The 24,758-nt window shown below is 24.4% G+C and carries 31 protein-coding genes and 4 pseudogenes; 24 read left to right on the plus strand and 11 right to left on the minus strand.

Features of this window, described 5'->3' with window-relative positions:
• Positions 1 to 3: 3 nt before the first annotated feature.
• From ABNT63_RS10985 to rnmV, 3 genes are read right to left on the minus strand one after another with little or no spacing between them, the layout of a single operon-like run.
• Positions 4 to 750 carry a 4-diphosphocytidyl-2C-methyl-D-erythritol kinase gene (locus tag ABNT63_RS10985; protein WP_348735799.1) on the minus strand — a complete coding sequence of 249 codons (747 nt, stop codon included), beginning with the start codon at positions 748 to 750 and terminating at the stop codon, positions 4 to 6.
• A gap of 2 nt (positions 751 to 752) precedes the next feature.
• Complete coding sequence (gene rsmA, locus ABNT63_RS10990; protein WP_348735800.1) at positions 753 to 1,601, minus strand: 16S rRNA (adenine(1518)-N(6)/adenine(1519)-N(6))-dimethyltransferase RsmA; 849 nt, start codon at positions 1,599 to 1,601, stop codon at positions 753 to 755.
• Positions 1,601 to 2,119 carry a ribonuclease M5 gene (gene rnmV / locus ABNT63_RS10995; protein ID WP_348735801.1) on the minus strand — a complete coding sequence of 173 codons (519 nt, stop codon included), beginning with the start codon at positions 2,117 to 2,119 and terminating at the stop codon, positions 1,601 to 1,603. The genes rsmA and rnmV overlap by 1 nt, the downstream gene beginning before the upstream one ends.
• A gap of 128 nt (positions 2,120 to 2,247) precedes the next feature.
• On the opposite strand from rnmV, the pseudogene ABNT63_RS11000 reads away from it, so the two are divergent.
• From ABNT63_RS11000 to ABNT63_RS11050, 11 genes and pseudogenes are all read left to right on the plus strand, one after another.
• Positions 2,248 to 3,298: pseudogene (locus tag ABNT63_RS11000) on the plus strand (rod shape-determining protein).
• Positions 3,299 to 3,557: 259 nt separating this feature from the next.
• Complete coding sequence (locus tag ABNT63_RS11005; protein WP_348735802.1) at positions 3,558 to 4,616, plus strand: rod shape-determining protein; 1,059 nt, start codon at positions 3,558 to 3,560, stop codon at positions 4,614 to 4,616.
• A gap of 377 nt (positions 4,617 to 4,993) precedes the next feature.
• Positions 4,994 to 5,173 carry a hypothetical protein gene (locus ABNT63_RS11010; RefSeq protein ID WP_348735803.1) on the plus strand — a complete coding sequence of 60 codons (180 nt, stop codon included), beginning with the start codon at positions 4,994 to 4,996 and terminating at the stop codon, positions 5,171 to 5,173.
• Positions 5,142 to 5,360, plus strand: a complete 219-nt coding sequence (locus ABNT63_RS11015) for a hypothetical protein (protein ID WP_348735804.1) — start codon at positions 5,142 to 5,144, stop codon at positions 5,358 to 5,360. The genes ABNT63_RS11010 and ABNT63_RS11015 overlap by 32 nt, the downstream gene beginning before the upstream one ends.
• Before the next feature lie 416 nt (positions 5,361 to 5,776).
• Positions 5,777 to 6,214 carry a DUF3627 domain-containing protein gene (locus tag ABNT63_RS11020; protein ID WP_348735805.1) on the plus strand — a complete coding sequence of 146 codons (438 nt, stop codon included), beginning with the start codon at positions 5,777 to 5,779 and terminating at the stop codon, positions 6,212 to 6,214.
• A gap of 152 nt (positions 6,215 to 6,366) precedes the next feature.
• Positions 6,367 to 6,570: a DUF2649 family protein gene (locus ABNT63_RS11025; RefSeq protein WP_348735806.1), complete on the plus strand. Its 204-nt coding sequence runs from the start codon at positions 6,367 to 6,369 to the stop codon at positions 6,568 to 6,570.
• A 50-nt stretch (positions 6,571 to 6,620) separates the two neighbouring features.
• Positions 6,621 to 7,582, plus strand: a pseudogene (locus tag ABNT63_RS11030) (hypothetical protein).
• Positions 7,575 to 7,979, plus strand: coding sequence for a hypothetical protein (locus tag ABNT63_RS11035; protein WP_348737197.1), 405 nt, complete (start codon positions 7,575 to 7,577; stop codon positions 7,977 to 7,979). The pseudogene ABNT63_RS11030 and the gene ABNT63_RS11035 overlap by 8 nt, the downstream one beginning before the upstream one ends.
• A gap of 18 nt (positions 7,980 to 7,997) precedes the next feature.
• On the plus strand, positions 7,998 to 8,237 hold the full coding sequence (locus ABNT63_RS11040) for a hypothetical protein (RefSeq protein WP_348735807.1): 240 nt from the start codon (positions 7,998 to 8,000) through the stop codon (positions 8,235 to 8,237).
• 15 nt (positions 8,238 to 8,252) lie between these two features.
• Positions 8,253 to 8,561 carry a hypothetical protein gene (locus ABNT63_RS11045; protein ID WP_348735808.1) on the plus strand — a complete coding sequence of 103 codons (309 nt, stop codon included), beginning with the start codon at positions 8,253 to 8,255 and terminating at the stop codon, positions 8,559 to 8,561.
• A pseudogene (locus ABNT63_RS11050) lies at positions 8,554 to 10,881 on the plus strand (spiroplasma phage ORF1-like family protein). The gene ABNT63_RS11045 and the pseudogene ABNT63_RS11050 overlap by 8 nt, the downstream one beginning before the upstream one ends.
• Before the next feature lie 25 nt (positions 10,882 to 10,906).
• Here ABNT63_RS11050 and ABNT63_RS11055 read toward each other — a convergent pair.
• Both ABNT63_RS11055 and ABNT63_RS11060 read right to left on the minus strand, forming a co-directional pair.
• Positions 10,907 to 11,350 carry a lipoprotein gene (locus ABNT63_RS11055; protein WP_348735809.1) on the minus strand — a complete coding sequence of 148 codons (444 nt, stop codon included), beginning with the start codon at positions 11,348 to 11,350 and terminating at the stop codon, positions 10,907 to 10,909.
• Between the two features lie 250 nt (positions 11,351 to 11,600).
• The gene (locus ABNT63_RS11060) at positions 11,601 to 11,765 is read right to left on the minus strand and encodes a hypothetical protein (RefSeq protein ID WP_348735810.1); all 165 of its coding nucleotides are present in this window, start codon (positions 11,763 to 11,765) and stop codon (positions 11,601 to 11,603) included.
• Between the two features lie 211 nt (positions 11,766 to 11,976).
• Between ABNT63_RS11060 and ABNT63_RS11065 the strand changes: the two genes are divergently transcribed.
• Both ABNT63_RS11065 and ABNT63_RS11070 read left to right on the plus strand, forming a co-directional pair.
• Positions 11,977 to 13,020, plus strand: coding sequence for a rod shape-determining protein (locus tag ABNT63_RS11065; RefSeq protein WP_348735811.1), 1,044 nt, complete (start codon positions 11,977 to 11,979; stop codon positions 13,018 to 13,020).
• 57 nt (positions 13,021 to 13,077) lie between these two features.
• The gene (locus tag ABNT63_RS11070) at positions 13,078 to 14,136 is read left to right on the plus strand and encodes a rod shape-determining protein (RefSeq protein WP_348735812.1); all 1,059 of its coding nucleotides are present in this window, start codon (positions 13,078 to 13,080) and stop codon (positions 14,134 to 14,136) included.
• Positions 14,137 to 14,207: 71 nt separating this feature from the next.
• On the opposite strand, the gene ABNT63_RS11075 is transcribed toward ABNT63_RS11070, so the two are convergent.
• The 6 genes and pseudogenes from ABNT63_RS11075 to ABNT63_RS11095 all read right to left on the minus strand — a co-directional run bounded on the left by ABNT63_RS11075 (position 14,208) and on the right by ABNT63_RS11095 (position 20,327).
• Positions 14,208 to 14,978, minus strand: coding sequence for a TatD family hydrolase (locus ABNT63_RS11075; protein ID WP_348735813.1), 771 nt, complete (start codon positions 14,976 to 14,978; stop codon positions 14,208 to 14,210).
• A 9-nt stretch (positions 14,979 to 14,987) separates the two neighbouring features.
• Entirely contained in the window at positions 14,988 to 16,337 is a 1,350-nt protein-coding gene (gene mnmE, locus ABNT63_RS11080; protein ID WP_348735814.1) for a tRNA uridine-5-carboxymethylaminomethyl(34) synthesis GTPase MnmE, read from the minus strand.
• A 141-nt stretch (positions 16,338 to 16,478) separates the two neighbouring features.
• A pseudogene (locus tag ABNT63_RS11085) lies at positions 16,479 to 18,029 on the minus strand (Mbov_0399 family ICE element protein); the annotation flags it as partial.
• 314 nt (positions 18,030 to 18,343) lie between these two features.
• The gene (locus ABNT63_RS11455) at positions 18,344 to 18,601 is read right to left on the minus strand and encodes a hypothetical protein (protein WP_431607831.1); all 258 of its coding nucleotides are present in this window, start codon (positions 18,599 to 18,601) and stop codon (positions 18,344 to 18,346) included.
• A 680-nt stretch (positions 18,602 to 19,281) separates the two neighbouring features.
• Positions 19,282 to 19,557, minus strand: coding sequence for a UPF0236 family transposase-like protein (locus tag ABNT63_RS11090; protein ID WP_348735815.1), 276 nt, complete (start codon positions 19,555 to 19,557; stop codon positions 19,282 to 19,284).
• 239 nt (positions 19,558 to 19,796) lie between these two features.
• Positions 19,797 to 20,327 (minus strand): UPF0236 family transposase-like protein, encoded by a 531-nt coding sequence (locus ABNT63_RS11095; protein ID WP_348735816.1) that lies wholly within the window; start codon positions 20,325 to 20,327, stop codon positions 19,797 to 19,799.
• 384 nt (positions 20,328 to 20,711) lie between these two features.
• Between ABNT63_RS11095 and ABNT63_RS11100 the strand changes: the two genes are divergently transcribed.
• The 11 genes from ABNT63_RS11100 to ABNT63_RS11150 all read left to right on the plus strand — a co-directional run bounded on the left by ABNT63_RS11100 (position 20,712) and on the right by ABNT63_RS11150 (position 24,750).
• The gene (locus ABNT63_RS11100; protein ID WP_348735817.1) at positions 20,712 to 21,014 is read left to right on the plus strand and encodes a hypothetical protein; all 303 of its coding nucleotides are present in this window, start codon (positions 20,712 to 20,714) and stop codon (positions 21,012 to 21,014) included.
• Complete coding sequence (locus ABNT63_RS11105; RefSeq protein WP_348735818.1) at positions 21,007 to 21,237, plus strand: hypothetical protein; 231 nt, start codon at positions 21,007 to 21,009, stop codon at positions 21,235 to 21,237. Before ABNT63_RS11100 ends, ABNT63_RS11105 begins: the two co-directional genes overlap by 8 nt.
• Before the next feature lie 176 nt (positions 21,238 to 21,413).
• Entirely contained in the window at positions 21,414 to 21,797 is a 384-nt protein-coding gene (locus tag ABNT63_RS11110; RefSeq protein WP_348735819.1) for a hypothetical protein, read from the plus strand.
• 24 nt (positions 21,798 to 21,821) lie between these two features.
• A complete protein-coding gene (locus tag ABNT63_RS11115) occupies positions 21,822 to 22,454 on the plus strand; it encodes a PBSX family phage terminase large subunit (RefSeq protein WP_348735820.1) in 633 nt (210 codons plus the stop codon).
• A complete protein-coding gene (locus ABNT63_RS11120; RefSeq protein WP_348735821.1) occupies positions 22,439 to 22,600 on the plus strand; it encodes a hypothetical protein in 162 nt (53 codons plus the stop codon). Before ABNT63_RS11115 ends, ABNT63_RS11120 begins: the two co-directional genes overlap by 16 nt.
• Before the next feature lie 135 nt (positions 22,601 to 22,735).
• Positions 22,736 to 22,918: a hypothetical protein gene (locus ABNT63_RS11125; RefSeq protein WP_348735822.1), complete on the plus strand. Its 183-nt coding sequence runs from the start codon at positions 22,736 to 22,738 to the stop codon at positions 22,916 to 22,918.
• 60 nt (positions 22,919 to 22,978) lie between these two features.
• The gene (locus ABNT63_RS11130) at positions 22,979 to 23,212 is read left to right on the plus strand and encodes a hypothetical protein (protein ID WP_348735823.1); all 234 of its coding nucleotides are present in this window, start codon (positions 22,979 to 22,981) and stop codon (positions 23,210 to 23,212) included.
• A gap of 84 nt (positions 23,213 to 23,296) precedes the next feature.
• Complete coding sequence (locus tag ABNT63_RS11135) at positions 23,297 to 23,740, plus strand: hypothetical protein (RefSeq protein WP_348735825.1); 444 nt, start codon at positions 23,297 to 23,299, stop codon at positions 23,738 to 23,740.
• A gap of 47 nt (positions 23,741 to 23,787) precedes the next feature.
• Positions 23,788 to 24,126: a hypothetical protein gene (locus ABNT63_RS11140; RefSeq protein WP_348735826.1), complete on the plus strand. Its 339-nt coding sequence runs from the start codon at positions 23,788 to 23,790 to the stop codon at positions 24,124 to 24,126.
• Between the two features lie 3 nt (positions 24,127 to 24,129).
• Positions 24,130 to 24,285 carry a hypothetical protein gene (locus ABNT63_RS11145; RefSeq protein ID WP_348735827.1) on the plus strand — a complete coding sequence of 52 codons (156 nt, stop codon included), beginning with the start codon at positions 24,130 to 24,132 and terminating at the stop codon, positions 24,283 to 24,285.
• 57 nt (positions 24,286 to 24,342) lie between these two features.
• The gene (locus ABNT63_RS11150; protein ID WP_348735828.1) at positions 24,343 to 24,750 is read left to right on the plus strand and encodes a hypothetical protein; all 408 of its coding nucleotides are present in this window, start codon (positions 24,343 to 24,345) and stop codon (positions 24,748 to 24,750) included.
• Positions 24,751 to 24,758: the final 8 nt, after the last annotated feature.

Raw genomic sequence — 24,758 nt, forward strand, 5'->3', positions numbered from 1 at the left:
AAATTATCAAACCAAAAAAGCACCGCCACTACCAGAAAGTATTACATTTGAATATTCTTGCTTTAGTGTAAGATAAAATTTTTTTAACTCTGGATTAATTTTAAAAGCGGGTTGTTGTAACATATTAAAATAAAGATTATTAATTATTTTTTTTGTTTTATAGTATTGATAATTATGGTCAAATTCTTGATAAACCTCTTTTGTGATTGATGGTATTTTTGAATCAATAATTTTAAGATTTGGGATTTTATATTTATTAATTTGATGCATTGTTAAATACTTAATTTTATGACCATAACCAGAGATTATTGCTGGTTTTTCTAAATAAAAAAATAAAGCATCGGAACTAAGACTTTGAATTAACTTTTTAATTTTCCAAGAATAATAATTAATATTAAAAAAATGACAGATAAGTTTAATCATTGCAACAGCATTACTAGCAGAATAACCAAGACCAGAACCAATAGTTGTATTTTTAATTAAATTAATATGAACTGGAGTTGATTTAAACTTAGGGAATATAACAACAAATTTATGATATGCTTCCAAAATAGTATTATTATTTGAATCTAATTCTTTTTTATTACAAGTAAAAATTGTTTGTTTACCTTGATAAGGCAATAACTCAACAAAATCATATTCTTCCTTATAAGGAAAAATAATACTTTTAATATGGTGCATTTTTTTAAATTTATGTTTGTGAAAAACCTCTAAAGTTAAATTAAACTTACCATATGATCTAATTTTCATTTTTATAGTTCTCCCTTAGTTTGTTTAATTTCATTATATAAAAGATAAAAATCATTTAAACTTAAATTTTCTGAACGTAAATTTAATGCATAGTTTAATCTTACCAAAATATTTTCGGCTAAAATTTTATTGTTAATAATAATTGCTAAGTTATTTAAAATTGTTTTTCGCTTTGTTGCAAACATCATTCGAATAAATCTAATAAATTCTTCGTCATTTATTAATAAAGGATGTTTTTTATTCAATTTAAATTTTAAAACAATACTATCAACTTTTGGTACTGGAACAAAATTATTACGACCAACTAAGGAAACTTTTTCAATGTCACTATAAAATTGACAAACAACAGAAAGACTACTATAATTTTTTGAATTTGACTGAGCCATAATTCGTTCACCCACCTCTTTTTGCATCATTAAAATAATTTCTTTTACTTTTGGATTATTTATTTTTAATAATTTAAAAATAATTGGTGAAGTAATATAATAAGGAATATTGGAAATAATACTAATTGGATTATTATCTAAAAATTCTGTTAAAAATAATTTTTCTAAATCAATGGTTAAAATATCTGCCTGGATAACAGTTAAACCCTGATCTTTAAATTTTAATGTTAAATATTCTACTAAAGTTGAATCAATTTCAACACAAACAAGCTTGTTTGCTTTTAATAAAATAGAACTCGTCAAAGCACCCATTCCTGGACCAATTTCTAAAATATTTGTGTTTGGTAAATCAAATGCACTATCAACAATTAAATTAATAAAATTAGGATTTGTTAAAAAGTTTTGTCCCTTACTCTTTTTAGCTATTATTCCTTCGGCACGCATTTCTTGGTTTTGTTTCTTCATTATTTCTCCTTTAAAATATCAATTAAATCTTGTTTTTTAACATTCATATAATTTAGTCATTTAAATGTTGTTTTATTATTAGTTTGCATTAAGTTATAGTACTTAATAATTTTTTCGCGTTTTACTTTTGAATCAACTAAATTAATATAATCACTTCATTGTAAATTATCAACTGGCTGGTTTGAAAAACTAATTAAATTATTAATACTATTTTTAATTGCATCTTCAGATGCCTCAGCAATTCCAACTTTTTTACCCTTGGTTGCATCATTCTTACTTATAAAAGCATGCAGGCAGTTGTTTTCTAAATAATCACTAATAATTTGACGTAATTTTTGTCCAGGATAATCAGGATCAGTAAAAATAATTACTTTATTATTTAAACTAATTTTTTTGATCAATGCTAATTTTTCTTTTGTAATCCCACTACCGCTAGTTTCAATTGTTTTAATATTAGGAAAAATACTTTTTAACTTTGTTGAATCTGTCTTACCTTCAACAATCACAAATACTCCCATTTTAGCCTTCACTCCCCAATAAACACCTTTTTCATTTACTTATCCTGATTTTATAGTATAATTATAATAGACTGTTATATTAAAATAATCATAAATTTTAAATATAGGAGTAGAAGGCAAAAAGAAATATGGCTAATTATAAATTTGGAAAAGACTACTCGTTTTTAGCACTAGACTTAAGGACAGCTAACACGGTAGCCTATGTATCAGGTCAGGGAATTGTTTATAACGAACCTTCAATGATGGCATATGACACTTTAAGTAACTCATTAATTGCCTTAGAAAATGAAGCATACAAAATGGTTGGAAAAACGCATGATCATATTAGAATGATAACACCATTAGTAGGCGGAGTTGTCTCCGATATGGAAGCGGCTCAAGATTTGTTAAAACACATTTTTAGTAGATTAAAATTATCAGGAATTTGAAAAAATTCACTAGTAATATTGGCATGCCCAAGTGTAGTTACCGAATTAGAACGTGGTGCTTTAAAAGCTATTGCAAAAGATATGGGAGCAAGTCACGTTTTAGTAGAAGAAGAAGTTAAACTAGCAGCATTAGGAGCTGGCATTAATATTTGGTCTAGCACAAGGAAATTTAGTAATTGATATTGGTAGAGGAATAACAGATATTGCAATTATTTAAGCTGGTGATATTGTAATTTCAAAATCAGTTAAAGTTGCAGGAAAACACTTAGATCAAGAAATTCAAAAATATATTCGTGCTGAATACAATGTGCTAGTCGGAATTAGAATGGCTGAACAAATTAAAAAAGAAATTGGTGTATTAGTTAAAATAATTAATGAAAAACCAGTTCGTGCCTTTGGTCGTGATATTATTACGGGATTACCACAAAAAGTATTAATTAAACCTGAAGAAATTAAAAACGTTTTATTAGCCCCTTTTTCAAGAATTACAGACTTATTAGTATAAGTATTAGAACAAACACCACCAGAATTAGCTGGTGATATTATTAGAAATGGTATTACCATCTGTGACGGAGGAGCTTTAATTCGTGGAATTGTAAAATATTTTGAATCAATTTTCCAATTAAAAGTAAAAGCTGCAAATGATCCATTAATGTGTGTAATTGATGGTGCTAAAACTTATGAAAAAAATTTAGGTGCTGTAATTGAAAGAATTCAATTACTTGATGCAAATGAATACAAAATTTCATAAAAAGTATATTTTAAAAATATACTTTTTTTATTTTCCAAAGAACTAATAACATAAAAAATAACTAAAATTTTTAAAAAAGAAAAAAGAAACTTGAAATTATCATTTTTAATTGCAAATTATACCAGATTTTATATAATAAAGTTACTTGATATTGAATGTTTTATAACAAATAAAGGGTTTAATATTTAAGAAAATTATTATGTTATTATTATTGCTATGTTTTTTAACGAAGCAATAAACGGAAGGAGACATTTTAAAGATGGCAATATCAGACGTATTGAAAAATACATTTAACATTTCGCCAAAAGCACCCCGGAAATTCATTGCTATCGATTTAGGAACTACTAATTCGATTGCTTATGTTGCTGGGAGAGGCATTATTTTTAATGAGGCATCAGTAATGGCATATGAAATCGGAACTAAGAAACTAATAGCATTAGGTGATGATGCTAAAAAGTTAATTGGCAAAACACACGATAAAATTGAAATTTACTCACCATTACGTAATGGAGCAGTTACGGATTTAACTATTGCAGAAGAATTTATTCAACAAATAGGGAAAAAAGCAAAAGTAACTGATTTATGAAAAAATGCTATTGTTTTAATTGCATGTCCCAAAAATGTTACAGACTTAGAAAAACAAGCAATAATCAAGATGAGTAAAAATATTGGTGCTGACTTTGTAAAAATTGAGGAAGATTCATTAATGGCTGCCTTAGGAGCGGGTGAAAATATTTTTACACCAAAAGGAACTTTTATTTTAGACATTGGTGGTGGAAAATCAAGTTGTGCTATTATCTCAGCTGGTGGAATTGTTGAAAGTAAATCAATTAAAACTGCTGGGAATTATATTGATAAAGAAATCTTAAAATACATTCGTGCGAAGCATACTATTTCAATTGGTGTTGTTACTGCTGAACAAATTAAAAAACAAATTGGTTCATTATACAAAACAAAAGAAAATAAAAAAATGATTATTTTCGGTCGTGATGTTGTAACAGGAATGCCAAAAGAAGCAGAAATTTTAGATTCAGAAATTAGGAAATTATTAATAAGTATTTTTTCATCAATTACACAATTAATAACCGAAGTTTTAGAAAAAACTCCAGTTGAGTTAGCTGGTGATGCTGTTGCTAATGGAATTTTAGTTACTGGAGGATGTGGTCAAATTGCCGGAATTAAAGAATTTCTATCAGATTATTTCCAAATTCCTGTTCGTGTAGCTAAAAATGCCGAAACATCTGTTATTGATGGATGTATTGCTTATGAGAAAAAAATTAGAACCGACTTAATTGAAGAAAACAAAAAAAATAGATAATTTTAAAACTACTTATCTATTTTTTTATTATAATTTTTAGAAAAATTGTAGAAACCACATACATTTTTTACTTTTGTGGTATTTACAGTTTTAGAAATAAATTTTATTAATATTTTAAATAAGGAGTTGAAATTATGCAAACAAAGCAATATTTTATTTTGCGGTCGTTAGTGAAAAAGTATGGAAAAGATATTGTTATTAATACTGTCAATAAGATTGTAAAAGATATTGAAATTAAAAAGTAAAAGAATAAATTATTCCGCGTAATTTATTAGCGGATAATTTATTCAATAATGTTTTTTAAGTGGAGCAAATCGACAACGAGCGGAGCTAGTTTGCAAATTTCAATTTTTTAATTTATTGAAAGGAATTATATCATGCCAGTATGATTAACATGAATATTTAGTATTTTAATTTTGTTAGGTATTTTTGCGTGAATTGGTTTATCAATTTATCAAAAAGTTAGACAAATTCAAGGTAAGAAAAAAGAAAAAAAGAACTTGAAAAAAAGGAGGATAGAAAATAATGAATTTTTTAGCAGATGCAGTTACTTTTAGGACTGGAATGTATTCTATTTGAACTGGGTTAGGTAATGCAATGGGTAAAGTAAAAGATGCTGTATATGGTATTTTACCACAGTTAATGATCTTTTTAGGTGATGCGTGAATTATTTTAATTCCATTTGGATTATTTATTATTATTAAGATATTAAACTTTTTCCGTCATATGGTTAAAGGATTTTAATAGAATATAACACTATATTTTAAGTTATTTTAAACAGAATTAAGGCACACTAGTTTATTTATTTTTTATTAATTTATTTTATATAACTATTACTTTAAAACTTAATATTATTTTTCAGTGTGCCAATTTTTACTATTTTATATATTTAACATTGTTAATAACATTGTTTATTAAACATTAAATAAGCAATATATTAGCATTATGTATAACATTGTTAATAATCAATGTTTTTATCAATAAATAAACAATATATAAACATTAAATATAACATTGTTTATTAAACAAACATTTAGTTAGGAGATGATAAGTAATGATTAATTATTTTGAATATAAATGTGAAACTTTTTTTAATGATATGAAAAGATTACGATTTGATGAATTTTATTGTTTAAATTGTTATAAAGGAGTTGAAAAAATTGAGTAGTTTTATTAAGAAAAATCAAAATATAGAAAATTATTTTATTCGAACAGAATTTACAGTTTTTCAAACTGATAAAGCTTCGTTTATAAATTTACCTAACCACAATAAACATATTGGTTTTTGATTGAGTAATAAATTTATTTATCCTAGTGAAAAACATTCAGATCAAGTAGCTATTGGTTTGATTTATGATAATTCTTATTCTATTGTGAAATATGATGAAAATTTAAAACGAAATTTTTGGAAATATTTAACTGGAACACAAATAATTAATTTGTATAATCAATATAAACAAAATTATTTTATACAAATGAAAAAAGCATTATTCCCTGCTGAACCTCAAAAAGTAAAAACAAATAACAATAATAATTTAACAAATTGAACTGTTGAAAAAGAACAAGAATTGATTAATGGTTTGAAAGATTTAAATTAAATGAGTTTATATAATTATTGAGTTCAATTTGTAAGTTATATTATTGGTTCTAATGCCCCAGAATTTTTATATGTTATATCGTTTGTGTTATTTATCATTTTATTTTTTGGAATGTTTTTTAAACTTATTCAGAAAATGTGGAGTTTTTAAAGATGCAAAATGATTGAGAAAAATTAAAAGAGTTTTTTATTCATGTCTTTTTATTTATAAATAAAACAAATGTTGAAAATATTACAACTTTAAATTTAACACAAAATGAATATTTAACTTTAATGATTGGTGTTTGAATTGTAATTTTGTTTTTAACTTGGTTCTTATTGTGAATGATTTTTAAAATAGTTGGGTATTTTAAATAATGAAAAAGTTTGTATTTTTTCTAATAAATTTTTGTTATATTAGTGGTTAAATGGTTTTGTTTAGTTTAATTGATTTATTACTTTGAATAATTTCTTTAAATTTTACTGGTTTAGTATTTTGATTATTATTTGTTTTACAATGTGTATATTTTGTTTGGTGAGTTTGAAAAAATGTTTTTTATCAGTTAAATGTCTTTCGTTTAGTTTACTTTATTTGAGATAATCCATTATCCGTAATTATTGGTAAATTAGGAACTGGTAAAACATTGCTTTTAACTTTTCTATCACAAGTTATGAAACTTTTAACGAATAAAATTTATAGTAATTATCCAATTGAAGATGATGCAATAAAACTTTTAACTTTTAATAATTTATATTTTACTGATAGAACTAAATTAGTCCCACCTGATGATAGTTTAATTTTGTTTGATGAGAGTTTTTTATATATTGATGGAACTAGTACCCACGAAGTTAAAAAAGTTCATGGTGGTAAAAGTGTGTGAATTGTTTTAGTAAGACATTTTAAAAATAGATCGATTTTTACTGTACAGCGTGAGGGTATGATTTGAAACAATATTAGGCAATTAGCAAGTGGTATTATTATTCCAATTTCACTTAAAAAATCAATTATTAAAAAGGATTTAATATTTTTAATCGTTTTTTTATTATGCGAATTGGTATTTTTCAAGATATTACTGATTATGAAATTTGAAAAACAAAATCAGTTGAACGATTGTCAGAAGGTAAACGAGCAAAACATAAGTCGGATGTTGGATTAGGAATTCGGTTTTTTAAGATAATTATTCCGCTTGAATTTGCTAATAAATACGATAGTTATTGATTAAGTTTTGTCCGTGATTTAAAAAATGATGAAGTTATTAATAAAAAAGAATACTTTTGAAAAGATATATCAAAATTAAATAATAAACAACGCTTAGAATTGTTTGATATTGATATTTTGAAAAAGAATTTAAAAACTAAAAAAGAAAAAGGAAGTGGTAAAGATAATTAATTTATTATCAGAAAGTAGTAATTGAGACAAAATTTTTAGTTTTATTTTTGATGTGATTTGAAATACTAAATTGCCAATGACAAAAACAACGATTGCTTATTTTGTGATCTTTTTTATGGTTATTAAATTATCAATTTATGCTATTCATGGTACATCAACTAATTATAACGATTTAGGTTCAACAGTTAAAAGCGGTGTTATTAATAGTTCTAAACTATACGGTGCTACTGTTTGGGGTGTTTCTAGTACTAAACAAGGTTTACAAAAACATATTAAAGAACGAAAACAATTTAAAGTTAGTCGCAATAAACAACAGTTATCAAGTTTAGCAAGACAAGCAAAAACAAGAGAACAAGGATTTAAAAGAATTCATACCACTAAAAGAATAAAAAAATAAGTAAGGAGTTGATTTTATATGATTAAGTTAGTTTTATTGGTAGCGACAATCGTTATATTTGAAACTGGTTTTATTACAGTTATTATTAATAAGTTGACATCAACAAAAAATATTATTATGGATTTATATAATTCTGATACTTGGTTGTTATATATTTTTGATAAAATGGCGATTTTATTTAGTCATCCGTTAATGTTAACAATATCAAGTTTATATATTATATATTATTGGTTTTATTATTTCAAAAACATTATATAGTTAGGAGTTAAATTTATGAAAAGTAATGTAGAAAATAAAAAAGAAAAGAAACAAAATGGTTTATTTATTTCTTGGGTTGATTTAATTTTATATCTTATTATAAGTTTTTCGTTAACGTTTGTATGTATTTTAGATACAGTTTCAACGATTGAAGAATTAAAAAAGAAATATGCTGGTATAAATTTTTATATAATTTATGGTTTATGATTTGATATATTGTGATATATCTTAATAATTCATTATTTTTATGGTTATTTATTTAATGAAATTATCAAATTAATAAAAGAAAATCATAAAAATAAGTTGGTAAAAAATAATGCGTAAGTTTTTAGTATTATTTTCGTTTATACCAATTTTATTGATTTCTTTTTTCTCGTTAGGGGCAATGACATTACAACAAAACCATCAATCACAACAAACAGAAGAAAAAGCAAGAACAAAGCGGAGTGTAGAAACGGGCATTAATGAAACTGATTTTATTAATACAATGTTTTTACGCAGTACTTTTTTTGAAAATTGAAGTGATACCAATTATTTTATTAATCCTACTTTAAAAACATCAAGATCACTAACTTATAATGATAAATGGTACTTATATTTTTTAAAGGATAGTTATTCAACTGGTGTTTCTTATGATAAACCAAGTGATAAATTTATGGATTTATATAAAAATTGAGATAGTTATGTTAAACAGTATAACATTAATAAATTTTATGATGTTGATAGAAAACAATTTTTAAAAGAATTAACAAATTTTGCTTATTCTTTTACAAATAAATATAATTTAACACAAATGTTAAATAAATTAAAAACAAATATAAATAATTTACAATCGGTTAATTTAATTGAAGATAATTGAAAATTAGTTAATAATTATAATTCATTTGTTTTTAATATAGATAATAAATTTTATTTTTTTGTTTTTAAACCTTTTAATAGCAAACAATGAAAAATATTAAAATTTAAACATGATACAAATAACGCCAAAGAAATAGATGGTATTCCGTTTATTCCTAGTGATATAAAAGTTTATGTTGAAATGAGTAAATTAAAAGGTCTTTATTATTGAGATGGTAGTGATGAACCAGAATTGCCAACAATTAACAAAAATACTGGTGAAATTATAAATTGAAGTGTTGAAAATCAAAATAAAGTTAAAGATTTTTTAAATAATTATTTAGATGTTATTATTCAAGAAAACATTAGAGTTCAACAAGGGGGTAATCCCGATTATGATAGTCCTATTGTTGGAACACAAAGAATAATTTTTGATTTTGAAATTATTGATGAAAGTGAAAAAATCGGTAGTTGATATGTTATTAAAAAATCAATTTATAGGATGATTTTAACGATTGATAAAAGTAATAATATTATTGCTGGGAGTTTAGAACTAACACATATTAAGGCACACAGTTTTGATGTATCTGAATCTACTCATAAAGATGAAAAATTAGGTTTTTTGTTTACTTTTATGAAAGAAAAAGAAAATATCTTTAATTTTGAAGAAAATATTTATTCTATTGGACAATGAAATCTTTATAATACTATTTATTATCAAAAAATGACTGGAAAAATAGATATTAATAACTTTTTAAAATCTTTTTTTGCTTATGCTTTGATTCCTATTTTTCAAAATCGGAGTAATTTTATTGAAAGTGGATATATTGATAATTTACAATATGATACGGTTTTAATTAACTTTTTTGGTTTAAAATTAGAAAATTTTAAAGATGTTATTTTAGATGAAAATGGAAAGTCAATAAAATATTTTAATGATTATAATAATTATATTTATAAATTTGAAAATAATAAAAAAGTTTTAAAAACCGAAGCAGAGAAAAAAGAATTTGAAGAACAAAAGAAAAAATTTTTAGTTTCTTATGATAAATTTAAAGAATTATTGAATAGTATGTTTGTTGTATCTAAAAATTTTTATAAGGATTATTTACGAACAATGTTTGATTTAGATAATAATACTTATACGCAAGGATATAACAAAAAATATGGTTTGTTAGCAAATAATGGTTTTAAAATTTATCCACGATATTTTTATTTTTCTGATAAATATAAATTATTAGATTTTAAGATGTATTCAGCCTATAAAAATCGGTTTTATAACACAAATTATGGAAATGTATTTAACTATGATTTTTCAGTTTCAAATGATTATAATATTAATCAAAATGAAGAATATGTTTTTGAAGATGTTTTAAAAGATAAATATGGTTTAAAATATAAGAAAATGGAAGAACAAAAAATCGGATATAATGTCTTTGAATTACAAGTACAAAAAGAAAATGATATGTATCGATATTATGACTTTAATTTTGGTATTTATAACTAACAAGAAATAAATAATGGTGGATTGTTTCCCGATAGTCAATGATGACAAGCACAATATGAAAGTTGTAGTTGATATAATTTAACGTGTCATATCAGAAATGCGACAATTTGAATTGTGAATAATATTCCTGGTATAAAACAAGTAAACGAACTAGCGCGTAGTGTTGGTAAAATTTTTCAAACAATATATAGTTTTTTCAGTCAAACATTCGAAGTATGAAAATTTAGTCCTGCATTGTATAGCACAATAACTAATTTATTTTTATTAATTATCTTTATGAAATTTGTACGATTAATTTAAAAAGGAACTATTTTTAAGTTCCTTTTTAACCTTTTCAATTTGTAATTTCACCAGTATTTTTATCAAAATTTGGTAATTCAATTGGTTCACCATTTCCATCTCAACGATAAACATTATCATTTGAAGTTTTAAACCCGTTACCAAATTTACCATAAATAGAAATATCCTCTCCATCATTAATTGCTTTAAAAATACTATACGGAATAATGGGTTTACCTGAATTTCACATTTTAGGAAAAATACCAATATATCATTTATTATTTATATTTTTAATCTCATTACTATAATCTTTTTTATCAATTAACTTTCAATTACTATCTTTTGGTGGTTGTTGTGGTTTTTTTGGTTCTGGTGTAGGTTCTAGTTTATTATTCCCGTTTTCATTGTTATTTGGTTTTTCACAACTAATTAATGTTGTTGTACTTGTTATTAATCCAATTACCCCTAAAATACTTAGTATTTTTTTCATATTTTACTCCTTTTTTATCAAATTCTATTGACATTATATATATACAAGTATTTTTAAATATATTTTAGAAACGATACTTACTTATTATGGTTATGATTGTTTAAAAAAGTTTGAAGTTTTATAAAAATTATTTTAAATGATATAACTATACTATATTATTTTTAAAAAATGAGGTGAATTAATGAAATATATTATTAATAACTCTAATTGAAATTGAATATCGATATAAAACACCAATTGATATTAATACTTATATTACAACATTAGTTAAAAAATATTTAACTTTTTTAAAAGAAACAGTTGAAGTTAAATATTTAAAATTAACTAAATACTTTTTAACAATTGATGAAGCAAAGCAATGAATTGAAAATTTAGTTAATATTTTAATTAGAATTTTAACAATTATGTCACCCACTTTTGTAATTCCTTTAAGCATTAATACAAACCGATACTAAACTTAATTATGGAATAATTTTTAGGAAAGATTAGGATTTATGTTATAATATTTTTGTATTGTATTCTCTATATGAAAATAAATATAGAGACTTGCAATTCATTTTATTGATTAATCACAAATATATTAATCTAACTAATTAATTTAACAAGAAACAGGAGGACAAAATTACATGGCTTTATTTAATAGTGCAAAAAAACCGGCTTTCGTTTCTATGGATTTAGGAACTGCTAATACATTAGTATATGTTTCAGGTTCAGGAATTGTTTACAATGAGCCTTCAATTGTTGCTTACAGAATTAAAGAAAACAGAATTATTGCTGTAGGAGCCGAAGCTTACAAAATGATCGGAAAAGGAAATAAGTCAATTCGTATTGTTAGACCAATGGTTGACGGAGTTATTACAGATATTCGTGCAACAGAAGCACAATTAAGATATATCTTTACAAAACTACGTATTACAAAACAATTAAAACATTCAATTATGTTATTGGCTTGTCCATCAGTAATTACTGAATTAGAAAAAGCTGCTTTGAAAAAAATTGCTATGAACTTAGGAGCATCAAAAGTTTTTATAGAAGAAGAAGTTAAAATGGCTGCATTAGGTGGCGGGGTTGATATTTACAAACCTGCTGGAAACCTAGTGATTGATATGGGGGGGGGAACAACAGATATTGCTGTTATGGCCTCAGGAGATATCGTATTATCAAAATCAGTTAAAGTTGCTGGAAATTACTTAAATGATGAAGCACAAAAATTCATTCGTTCACAATATGGTCTAGAAATTGGATCAAAAACTGCTGAACAAATTAAAATCGAAATTGGGTCATTATCAAAATACCCTGACGAAAGAAGAATGAAAGTTTATGGACGTGATGTTGTTTCAGGATTACCAAGAGAAATTGAAGTAACACCTGAAGAAATCAGAGAAGTATTAAAAGTACCAGTGTCAAGAATTATTGACCTAACAGTTCAAGTGTTAGAAGAAACACCACCAGAATTAGCTGGTGATATCTTCAGAAATGGAATTACAATTTGTGGAGGAGGAGCTTTAATCAAAGGGATTGATCGTTACTTTACAGATACATTACAATTACCATCAAAAATTGGAGAACAACCATTATTAGCTGTTATTAATGGAACTAAAAAATTCGAATCAGACATCTTTGATATCTTAAGATTAGAATCAATGCATGTAAAAGAATTAAATTACTAGAATAATCATTAATTAATTGATTATAATAGTTATTAAATTGTTAAGGAGGACAAAAACGTGAGACCAGAAACTAGACCATTTATTTCTCTTGACTTAGGAACTGCTAATGTTTTAGCATATGTTTCAGGACAAGGTGTAGTCTACAATGAACCATCATTAATGGCTTATAACAATAAAACTAATAGTTTAATTGCTTTAGGGAAAGCTGCCTATGATATGGTAGGAAAAACACACGGAGATATTAGAATGGTAACACCATTAGTAGATGGAGTTATCGCAGACATGGAAGCTGCACAAGATTTATTAAAACACATCTTTTCAAGAATGAAAATGATGAACATTTGAAAAAATGCTATTGTATTATTAGCATGTCCAAGTGGAGTTACTGAACTTGAAAGAGAAGCATTAAAAAATGTTGCTAAAGAAATGGGCGCTGAATTAGTTATCATTGAAGAAGAATCTAAAATGGCTGCTTTAGGGGCAGGAATTAATATTGAATTACCTCAAGGTCATTTAATCATTGATATTGGTGGAGGAACAGCTGATTTAGCTATTATTTCATCAGGTGATATCGTTGTTTCAAGATCAATTAAAGTTGCTGGAAATCATTTTGATGATGATATTCGTAAATACATTCGTTCAGAATATAACATTGCAATTGGGCAAAAAACAGCTGAAGATGTTAAAAAATTCATTGGTTCATTAGTTAAATACCATAACGAAAGATCAATGCAAATCTACGGACGTGATATTGTTTCAGGATTACCAAAAGAAGCAAAAATCTCTTCAGAAGAAATTAGAAATGTTTTATTAAATGCATTTTCTAAAATTACAGATTTAGTAATTGAATTATTAGAAAATACACCACCAGAATTAGCTGGTGATATTATTAGAAATGGAATTACAGTTTGTGGGGGAGGAGCTTTAATTAGAAATATTGATAAATATTTCTTTGATATTTTCCAATTACCAACCAAAATAGCTTCAGATCCATTAAATTGTGTTATCGAAGGAACAAAAATCTTTGAAAAAACAATTAAGAAAAACATCGAAAATGGTTTATATAATTTTCAAGAAAAAGGATTATTATCATCATTAGGTAAAAAAAGAAAATAAATTGAAGCAAAAAAAAATATTAGGTTAACCTAATATTTTTTTATTGTAATTTTTAAATTTGAAATTAAAAATTAATCAAGATTAAATAACTTGCGTACATTCTTATTAGTAATACGAATCATTTCTTCAACCGGCATATTCTTTAATTCTGCTAATTTTTTAACTGTATACATAATAAATTTAGGATAATTCTTTTTCCCTCGATATGGATCAGGAGTTAAATATGGTGCATCAGTTTCCACTAAAATTTTATTTAGTGGTACCATTTTAGCAACTTCCCGTAATTCCTGAGCATTTTTAAAAGTAATATTACCAGAAAACGAAAGATAAAATCCTAAATCTAAAAATTTTTGAGCCATTTGAATTGTCCCATTATAACAATGCATCAAACCTTGTGTTATTTTTTGTTCTTTTAATATTTCATAACAATCTTCATAAGCATCACGGCAATGAATGGCAAGTGGAAGATTATGTTGTTTTGCTAATTCAATTTGTTTAATAAATCAATGCTTTTGTAAATCTGGAGAAACAGTTTTATGAAAATAATCTAAACCAATTTCACCAACAGCAATTACTTTATCACTATTTAATAATTGATCTAATTTCTCTAAATCTGAAAACCCATATTTAGCAACATCAGTTGGATGAAACCCAATTGTTGCAAAAACATTATCATACTGCATTGCATGGCGAACTGCTGCTTGGCTAGAATCTAAATCATAACCAACATTATTAAGTCAAAACACGCCACTAATTTTAGCATCAGCTATTATTGCTGATGTTTCTTCGTTCTCATATTCATGTGACATTAAATGACAATGTGTGTCAAAAATTCCTTGCATATTTTCCTCCTATTTTCCTAGGCAATACTTACTAAAAATTGTTGTTAATAAGTCTTCTTCATAGTTTTCACCTAGAATATCACCCAATATTTCTCAAGCCTCATGTAAGTCAACATTAATAATATCAACCGGAAATTCACTCGTACTATTATTATATGCATTTTTTATTGAATTTGCTACCTTCTCCAATAAAGAAATTTGTTTTATATTTGTCAAAACTAGTTGATCATCTTTTGTAATCTGGGCTGTTTTATATAAATTTAAAATTTTATCAATAAGAGACTTGATATCTCGGTTTAATGCTGAAATTAAAAGAATATTTTGTTGCAAATTTTCATTTTGTACTTGCATATTAAGTAAATCGCTTTTATTTAAAACTAACAAATATTCTTTATTTTTAATTAGTTTTTTAAGTTCGGGACTTAAATTCATTAAATCAGCATAATTATCAGCAACAATTAAAATTAAATCAGTATTAATAACTTGTTGACGTGCTTTATCAATTCCAATTTGCTCAATTTTATCAACTGTCTCACGTAAGCCAGCTGTATCAATAATATTTAATGTTAATGGTCCTAAATTAATCTTTCCTTCAACAATATCTCTTGTTGTTCCTGGCAAATCAGAAACAATAGCTTTATCTTCGTTCATTAATGCATTTAATAATGATGATTTTCCAACATTTGGCTTTCCTAAAATTAAGACATTAATACCATCATCAATCATTTTTCCAACTTTACTAATTTTAACTAAATCATTAATTTTTTGTTCTAAAATTAATAACCGCTGGTTTAATTCTTGTGTAGTTAAATCACCAACACCATCATATTCAGGATAATCAATATTTACTTCAATATTTGCAATGATATCTAATAATTCATCACGATATGTACTAATTAAATAAGTATTTTTATTTTGCAAATTATTCAAAGCTATTTTTGCACTAGTATCATTTGTCGCATTAACTAAGTTATTAATAGCATCTGTCTGAATTAAATTAAGTTTTCCATTTAAAAACGCTCGTTGTGAAAATTCACCTTTATTTGCTAAACGTGCTCCATTTTTTAGTAATAACTTAATAATATTATTTGTAACTAATACGCCACCATGGCAATTAATTTCAATAATATCTTCTCCAGTAAAAGAATTAGGTTTTTGAAAACAAACCAAAATAACTTGGTCAATAATCTCTTTGCCATCTCTTAAATAACCATAGTAAATTTGATTCCTGTGTGGAATAATTTTTTTTGAAAAAACTTTATTAATAATTTTATAACTATCCACTCCAGACATGCGAATAATTGCAATTGCTTGCTTTACCATTGCAGTTGCTGGAGCAATTATTGTATCTTCAATCATTTTATAAAACTCCTCTTTTATTAATTCATTATATTATATCAAACAATAAATTATAAATTCAAGTATAAAATATATAATTTTTTTTGACAAATTAAAAGGAAAATATTTTATATTTTCCCTAAATTTAATGTAAATATTATACTATCTAATTCTTTTTTTAAAACGAAAATAAAATCAAACTATTCCAATTATTATTTCAATTATTGGAATAATAATAACTGGTAACAATCATCCTAAATATTTTTTATCTCCTGACGTTGGCATTTCTAGATTTATCAGATCAATTGGATTAGGGTTTGGGTCAATTGGATCAACAGGGTTAGTCGGATTGGTTGGATTAGGATTAGGTTTATTACCATCAATATAATTTTCAAGAACAAATTCGGTTTTTCCTTCAGCTAAATCACTTGCATCATTAGCATATACTATAAAAGTTATTTTTTTATAATTTTCTAAATTATTTAAGAAATCAGAAAATATTTCATCATTAAAATAACCAGGAATATTATTATGATTTTCATCCGTTGGTAGAATATCGTTAATTGAAATTCCATAGTCTTTATTAAAAACTAAATCTGTATAATCAGATTTTTTTAATCCTAAATTAATATATTTTATAATTCAATTTTTCATTTCTTCAATTGAAAAATCACCAAAGTTAAATTTTTGATCATTAAATTTAATTTTTGATAAGTCTTTTACTTTTTCTGGATAATAATTTCGTGAATTCTTAATACTTCCATTAGCTTCACCAATTAATATAGAGGAAAATTGTTTTGTTTTAATTATAATATTAAGGTATTTTGGTTCCGTCGCATTATCTAACAATGGTTTTAAAGCATCAACATTACTACTAATATCAATACCCTCTTTTGTTACGACATAATAATCAATACCTAATTTTGCCCCACTTGCTTTTTGGTTAATATAATTTTGAGCATAAGCTAAAACTAAGGAACGAATTTTATTCGTATCAATTTCATTCATTTTAATTGCTGGAAAATTACCAGAAATATCAACAAAATTAGACGGATTTGGATCTGGAGGAATACGCTGTGCAATTATATCCGAATTATATTCTTTTCAATAACTAGAAACTTGTTCAAAATTTAATTTTTTAATTTTAGTTACATCAAGTTTTTTATAATCAACTAAATAATTTTTTAGATGAATGCTATGAATAGTTGTTCAAAAATCAACTTCAGGCTCTAATTGGATTGGTTTATCAGAAACCATCCCTTGAGTAGAATCATTTGGATTAACAATTTGTCCCGGAAAAAAATTTAATCTAGCACTTAGTGACTTACCTCAATAATTTTCTGATAATTTTATATTAATCGGTGTTTCAAAAGTTCATATTTCTTGATTGCCAGTATTAGAATTTTTAAATTTAAAAACAGTTGTTGCTTTACGTGTACTATTATTAAATGAAAATGGTTGAATATATCATTCTCATTTTGAATATTCATTTCCTAATACATTTTTTATAGTTGTAGTTAATAATGTTGTTAAATCCTTTCCTTTTCCAGTTGGATCATTTATATTATTTTTATCTTCCAAACTACCTGAATAATCAGATGTTAAATTAATTTCTTTATTTAAAGCATTATTTAAATTATTTTTAATACTTTGTAAAGAAAATGATGAATGGAACGTAATTCCTTTATAATTAATTGAGGCTTCAGCCCCCCGTTTTTTACCAATACCTCCCTTTTGTGTTTGTGCAACGAAAGATAAAAAAACATATATATTGGTTGAATCATGTCACAAATAATAACCAACATAAGCTGAGTTACTACCAAAATTTGAATAATGAGTCTTGGCATTTGACAAAAACTTATTATAATTATGACTACCAATACCATTATCCATTTTATTTGATGAAATTGCTAATGTATTAAATGTTCTATCGTTTAAAGTACCCGAATTATATCTTGAATTAGCTAATCCTTGTATTTCAATCATAAAACTAGAATATTTTTTTTAAATGTATTTCAATCATCAACTTATTGTTTTCAATTAAATGAAATTGTTCTGGAGTTAGGATGCGGATCACAGGTTCCTCCATCTCAACAAACTCGTTGTGAATTGGACCAAGTTTGTTTATCTTTAAAAGTTGGATATGTTGGGTCGATATTATATTGACTATTAGAAATATTATTTAAATAATTTTTGGTTAAATTTATTGCCTTTGATGAAAAAACAGTTGAGCCTAAAATTGATAACAATAATGTACCCAACAATATATTTATTCAAGTCTTCATTTTTAATTATTCCTAATTTTTAATGTTAGTATCTACTACATAAAAGTCATACACTATACTAATAATAATATAATAACTTAAGTAATAAGTCAAATTTTTTTATAAACTTGACTAATATTTTAGACTGTGTACCTATCCACATAAGTTCAGTTTTCTAAAATCTATCTTTTTTTCTCATAAACTTCCTACATTTATAGGAAACATTTGATATTTTACAAAAATTTGTTCATTATTAAAAAATAATTATTTGGTTGTATGTATTATTTTGGGGTTTTATATATCTCAGAAACTGTGAAATAAAAATACCATTTACTTAACTTAAATTGTATTACTTTTATTTTTATTGTCAATATATTTTTCTATTTTTTTTTAAAATTTTTCCACAACAAAAATACATGTTTATTAAAGTTATTTAATTTATTAGATAAAATTAATAAAAATATAAGTTTGATTGTAGATTATTATTTACAAAATTATTAACTGAATAATTAATTTTATTTTTAAAATTCATCATACTAGTATTTAATTTATTTTTAAGAGTTTTTTTCATGATAATTTGCTTTTTTAACCAAAACACCCTTACAGTAATGTGATATATCACCCTCAATATGACAACCAATATTATTTCATAATGTTTGATTTCTGACACCTTCTTCATTATTTTTAATTAATCTAATTGTCTATTTTAATAATTTCATTTTTGATTCTTTTATAAGAGAAGCGCTGTTTTCTAAGCATTTTAATAATTTTTCATATTTATCATTAAAAAAATAATCAACTGCTTTATGGTATGCTTCTTTATTTTTTTTGTTTTTACTTTGATAGGGATATAATTTTTTAAATCTACTTGTAAGATGAAATTTATCTAGAGTGTAATGCACTTTATTTTTAGGAAAATATTCTTGAATAAATTTTGCCATATTTTTAATTCAAGGTGCACCATCTCCTAATACCATAAATTCAATATTGTCATTAATATCATAATAACTGGTAATTAATGTAAGTAATTTATTAACAAAATTAGTTAATTTACTATTTTTTTAATATATTCTGGAATATTATCTAATTCTATAACACATAATTTATTTGCAATTACTGGTCTTTTTTTAGTATATTTTTCTTCATCAAAACCAGTATGAACAGTTGAAAATATAATATGTTTTTTTATTTTCTTTTTTCCTGTTTTCTTTTCATTTTACATTTTTAAATAAGTTCCATCAATTTGAATATATAAAGTATGAGGTACCTTTATTTTTTTATCAGTTTTATTAAGATAATATTCTTTATCAATTTTTGCATTTTTCATAATATTTGAAATTGTTTTTATACAAATTTTTACACTTTCCATAGTATCTAAAATATCTTGATATGTTTTTTTATTACCAATAAATGATAATATTTTTCTTTTAACATCATTAGTTACTCTTTGTCATTTTTCAATGCCTAAAAGTTTATCCAAAGGAAAAATATATTCTTCTTTACCTGTTTCTGGATTAATTTTATAATATCTTCTTCTTTTAAAAGTTATTTTCCCATTTAAAATTATTAATGTTCTTTCAATTTTATCTTTTACTTTATAATCTTTAAATTCTTTTAAAATTTCATCAATTTTATAATTTTTAAAAATTCATTCATCAGAATTTTCTAAATTTTGTTGAATAATTTCAATACTTTGTATATATAAAAAATTAATAAAATTATTAAAAAAGTTTTTATCAATATTCATTATTTTTGTACCCTCTTTTCTATAGTTTAGGACTTTATCATAAAAATAATAAAAAAGGAAAAAAGATATTATTTTTTTATTTATTGTGTTACAATTTAATTGTTAATTATTAGCAAATTAATTTAACTGAAAAAAGTAAAGCAATTTACTTTTTTTATTTTGATGTAAAATATAGATAATAAAAAAGAACCAGGTTGGTTCTTTTGTTACATTTTTAGAGATAATTTACTCTTTTATTTAATCATATTGTTTAAATAATAGCAATTTTAATATGCAAAAAAGAGTAAAAAATGAAAGAATTTAATCCAAAAACAGCAAGTTTGGCAACTTTTTATCGTAAAATAGAGCAATTTTGAGAAAAAATCACCTAATAAACCATATACTTTGAACGATTTAACCGATAAACTCAACCTTTCTAGCAGATGAAGACATGAAACTTACAAGAGTGAAAAGATAATACCTTTAATACAACGACAAGTTGATAGAATTGAAAGTGAAATAATTAATTTTATTATGAAATCACCTGATGGTGCTAAATTATATTGACAACGAGCATTTAATTATAAATATTCACTGCAAGAAAAACAATTAGAACAAGAATTAAACTTAAATAATCATCAACCAATAATAGTTAATTTACAAACTGATATTAGAGATATTAAAAAAGAAAGTGATAATAATGCTTAATCATTTTACTTATTTGTTAGAAACTCCTTATTGGTTATTACAAAATAGTAGTATTGGTAATAAATATCCCTTTACTAAAAAATATGAGTTAGTTAATGAAATTAATCAAATTGAAACACGATATAGTGGTAAGACTATATCAAATATTAAAATGTTTGGTGAATTATTAAAAATTAGTTTATTAATTAAAGAACCAATTTGTATCATTGCTAGTATGTATTAGAGTAAAGATTTAAAAGATAGTGTATTTCAAAATATATGAAATATGTTAGATGAAAATCATATTCCTTATACTATTAATTTATCAAATTTTACTTTACTTTATTAAATGGGAGCAAAATATATTGTAAAGGTTTACATTCACCAAGTCGGAAAGAAAAATTAAAAGCCTTTGTTGATTTGAATAAATATAAATTAGTTATTGATTTAAGAGAAGAATGTGACCAATTTCAACAAAAAGATTTAAGTGATTTAGAATTTACTATTCGTGGTTATCAAAATAAAATAACAATTAATACCTGTAATCCTGAAAGCTTAAAAAGATATATTGTTGGTTATTGTAATGAATTATTACCTTTTAATGAAGAAATAATGCGTAGTAAATATGAACAAATTAAATATATTGAAAAATGAAATATGAAGATTATTATTCATTATTCTAGTTGAAGACTTAATTATGAATTACCACAAGATAAAATTAATGAGCAATTAAGGTTAGAGAAATTAGATGTTGAAAGATCAAGAGTATGGAGTTGATGTTTGCCTGGTAATACTAGTGGTTAAATCTTTGCGCGATATATTGATATTATGCATGCAACAGATATTATTGAACCAACTAAATTATTAGGTGGAGTTGATTTAGCAAACTCTACTAGTCCCAAAGGACATACAACAGCGGCGAGCTTTTGAATATATAATTCATTTGATAAAAAAGCATATAAAGTAGCAGAATATACACATTCAAATGCTACACAGCAATTTAAAGGACCATTAGAACAAGTAAAAGATATTTTAGAGTTTTATAACAATCAATTAAATCAATATTTTAATTTAATTCAACAAGGTATATCAATTAATGTTGATGATAGTGCTTATGCAACATTAGAAAGTTTAAATAGAGAAAAATATAATTATACTTTTGGTCAATACATGAATTTTAAACCAGCACAAAAACAAAAATTTAAAGTAAAGCATCGTATTGAAGCCTTTACAATGTTAATAAATACTAATCAATTAAAATGATTATGAGAAAAATGCCCTGTAAGTAAAAATCAGTATGAATTAATTCAATGAGAAGATAAACCAGATTCCAGAGAAGAACGAATGTTAGACTTATATGATGATACATTTGATAGTGATTTTTATGCCTTACACTTTGAATTAGTTAATATGATTAAACATAATAGTTCAACAGATTATAAATTATGACAACAAAGGTAGTGAATAACTTAATGAAAAAAGATATTTATGTAATACACGATGAGCGTGTAATAAATGCGAAAAGACCTTATATGTCTTTTTGTGGACAAGTTAAAAAAAGACTTTGTCAAGAATTAAAAAAGATAATATCGCAATATGTAAATTAAATTTATATAACAAATATATTAAAAGATATCAAAAAGTTAAATTGTGTGTTCAAGTTTTATCAAATGAACCAAATTTATTAACTGTAAATATAATTAATTATGCACTTATTTTAAAATTAAAGGAGCAAAATAACAATGAATAATACTTTCCCTAGTTTACCAAACTTAAATGATATTAATAGTGTTTTAAAATTTTATAATTATGATTGAACTATTAATTTAGCAAATATTATCGCTCGTCATCAAATGCGATTAATAAATGGTAAAGATATTTTATTTAAGTCGCATCGTAAAGATATTTTAGAAAAATTAAATTAATGATATGAAACTTATAAAATAAAAGAAAAATTAGATAAAAATGAATTAACAGCAAGTTTAATGGGTAAAACTATCTTTGGTTTATTAGAAACTAGTGATGGAAATATTGATTTATGAATTAACCCTTTTAACTTTACATCACGCGTAAGTAAAATAAACGAAATTGAACAAGGTGCTGATATTTGATTAAATTATCATCAATCAGATAGTGGTTTTATTTTAAATTTAATTTGTACCAAAGATAAAATAGTTATTAAAGGTTGACCTAAAAATAATGAAGTAGTTGTTGGTTAAAGTAAAACACAAATTAAAGATGATGTTAGACCTGTTTTAGTTCAAGAATTTAAAAATAAATTAGGTATAGTGCCCTTTTGAGAAATGATAAATGAACCTAATCCTTTATTTTTATCAACATCAACAACTTTAAATCCATGACCTACAATGGCAAATTGTTATAAATTACAATTTGATTTAGAAGATAGTTTTAATATTAAATCAAAAGAAAGATGATCAAATCGTACGTATTGATATGTGATATTAGATGATGATTTAATGACTGCTTATAACAAAGGCAATAAAAAAGTATTACAAGATGCTTTTGATGATATTTTTATTCAATCAGGTCAATCAGTCGTAGATGGTCAATTATCCCAATCTTTACAAGTAGTACAAGGGGCACCAACCTTAGAAACATATACACAAGACCAAAAAGCAATTATTGAACAAGTATATATAGCATGTAATTTTTCTAGTCCTTTTGGTGATGCCTCAGATAGTGAAGAAAATAAAACCCAATCATTAATAAAAAAACAAAAGACTTAGAAAAACAATCATATTTACAAGCATATCGTAAACAATATTATACTAAAATGTTTGATACTGTTTTAAAATATTATGGTTTATGAGATGGAAATGGTGAACGCCCTTATGGTTTTGATTTTGTTAGTGCTAGTTTAGTAGATCAAATGCGACAAAATGAATTAATTACTACTAGATTAGAAAATCGTACAATGGAGCCAATAAAAGCAATAACTGAATATGATGATGTTGATGAATTAGAAGCAATCAAATATTATGAAAAAATTGAAAAATACTGAGATAAAAGGCATGCCCAAGAGATAAAACATAATAATAAATTAATGGAATATGATGAAACTGGTAATAATCAAAATGCCGTACAAGGTAGAACAAAAATTAAGGAGAATTAACAAATGCAAAAAATTAGTCCAGCAGATATGCAATGATTAAGAACAGGAGCAGGTGCTACTGTAATAGATATAATAGAAAGTATAAAAGAACATAGACATTGAATGGTATTTCCTTTTAATGTTTATAGTTCATATATTCCTGATACTGAAACAGGTTAAAAACCTAATAATGCTAAACCAAGTGATTATGGTAGTTATTCAAGAATATTTGATAATATGGAAAGTACGATTGCTCAATGACAAGGTAGTTTAAAAATAGTCCAAAAATATAAAGGTGAAGAAATTAATATATTAAAAATTGATGATTTTAAAAATCAACCAATTAACTCAACAATATGAGCCAATAATGAAACACCTTTTGCGATAAAATTAAAAGATGAAAATAATAATATTTATTGAAAATTAATTGATGGTGAAAATATTTATGATATTAATAGAATGTTAGAATACTTAAATAAATATAAATTAAGCTATTTTATTAATAATGATAATAAAGCTAATAACTTTTATACAAAAGAGGTTAAAGTTGGTAAATATTGAGATGCTTATATGGTTGATGATGTAAGTTCTATTAAATTTGGTGATGCTAAATTTGAACAAGTATTTATTCAACAATCAACATAACGACAATA

It is taken from the genome of Spiroplasma endosymbiont of Ammophila pubescens, from assembly GCF_964020965.1.
Taxonomy (GTDB): Bacteria; Bacillota_I; Bacilli_A; order Mycoplasmatales; family Mycoplasmataceae; genus Spiroplasma.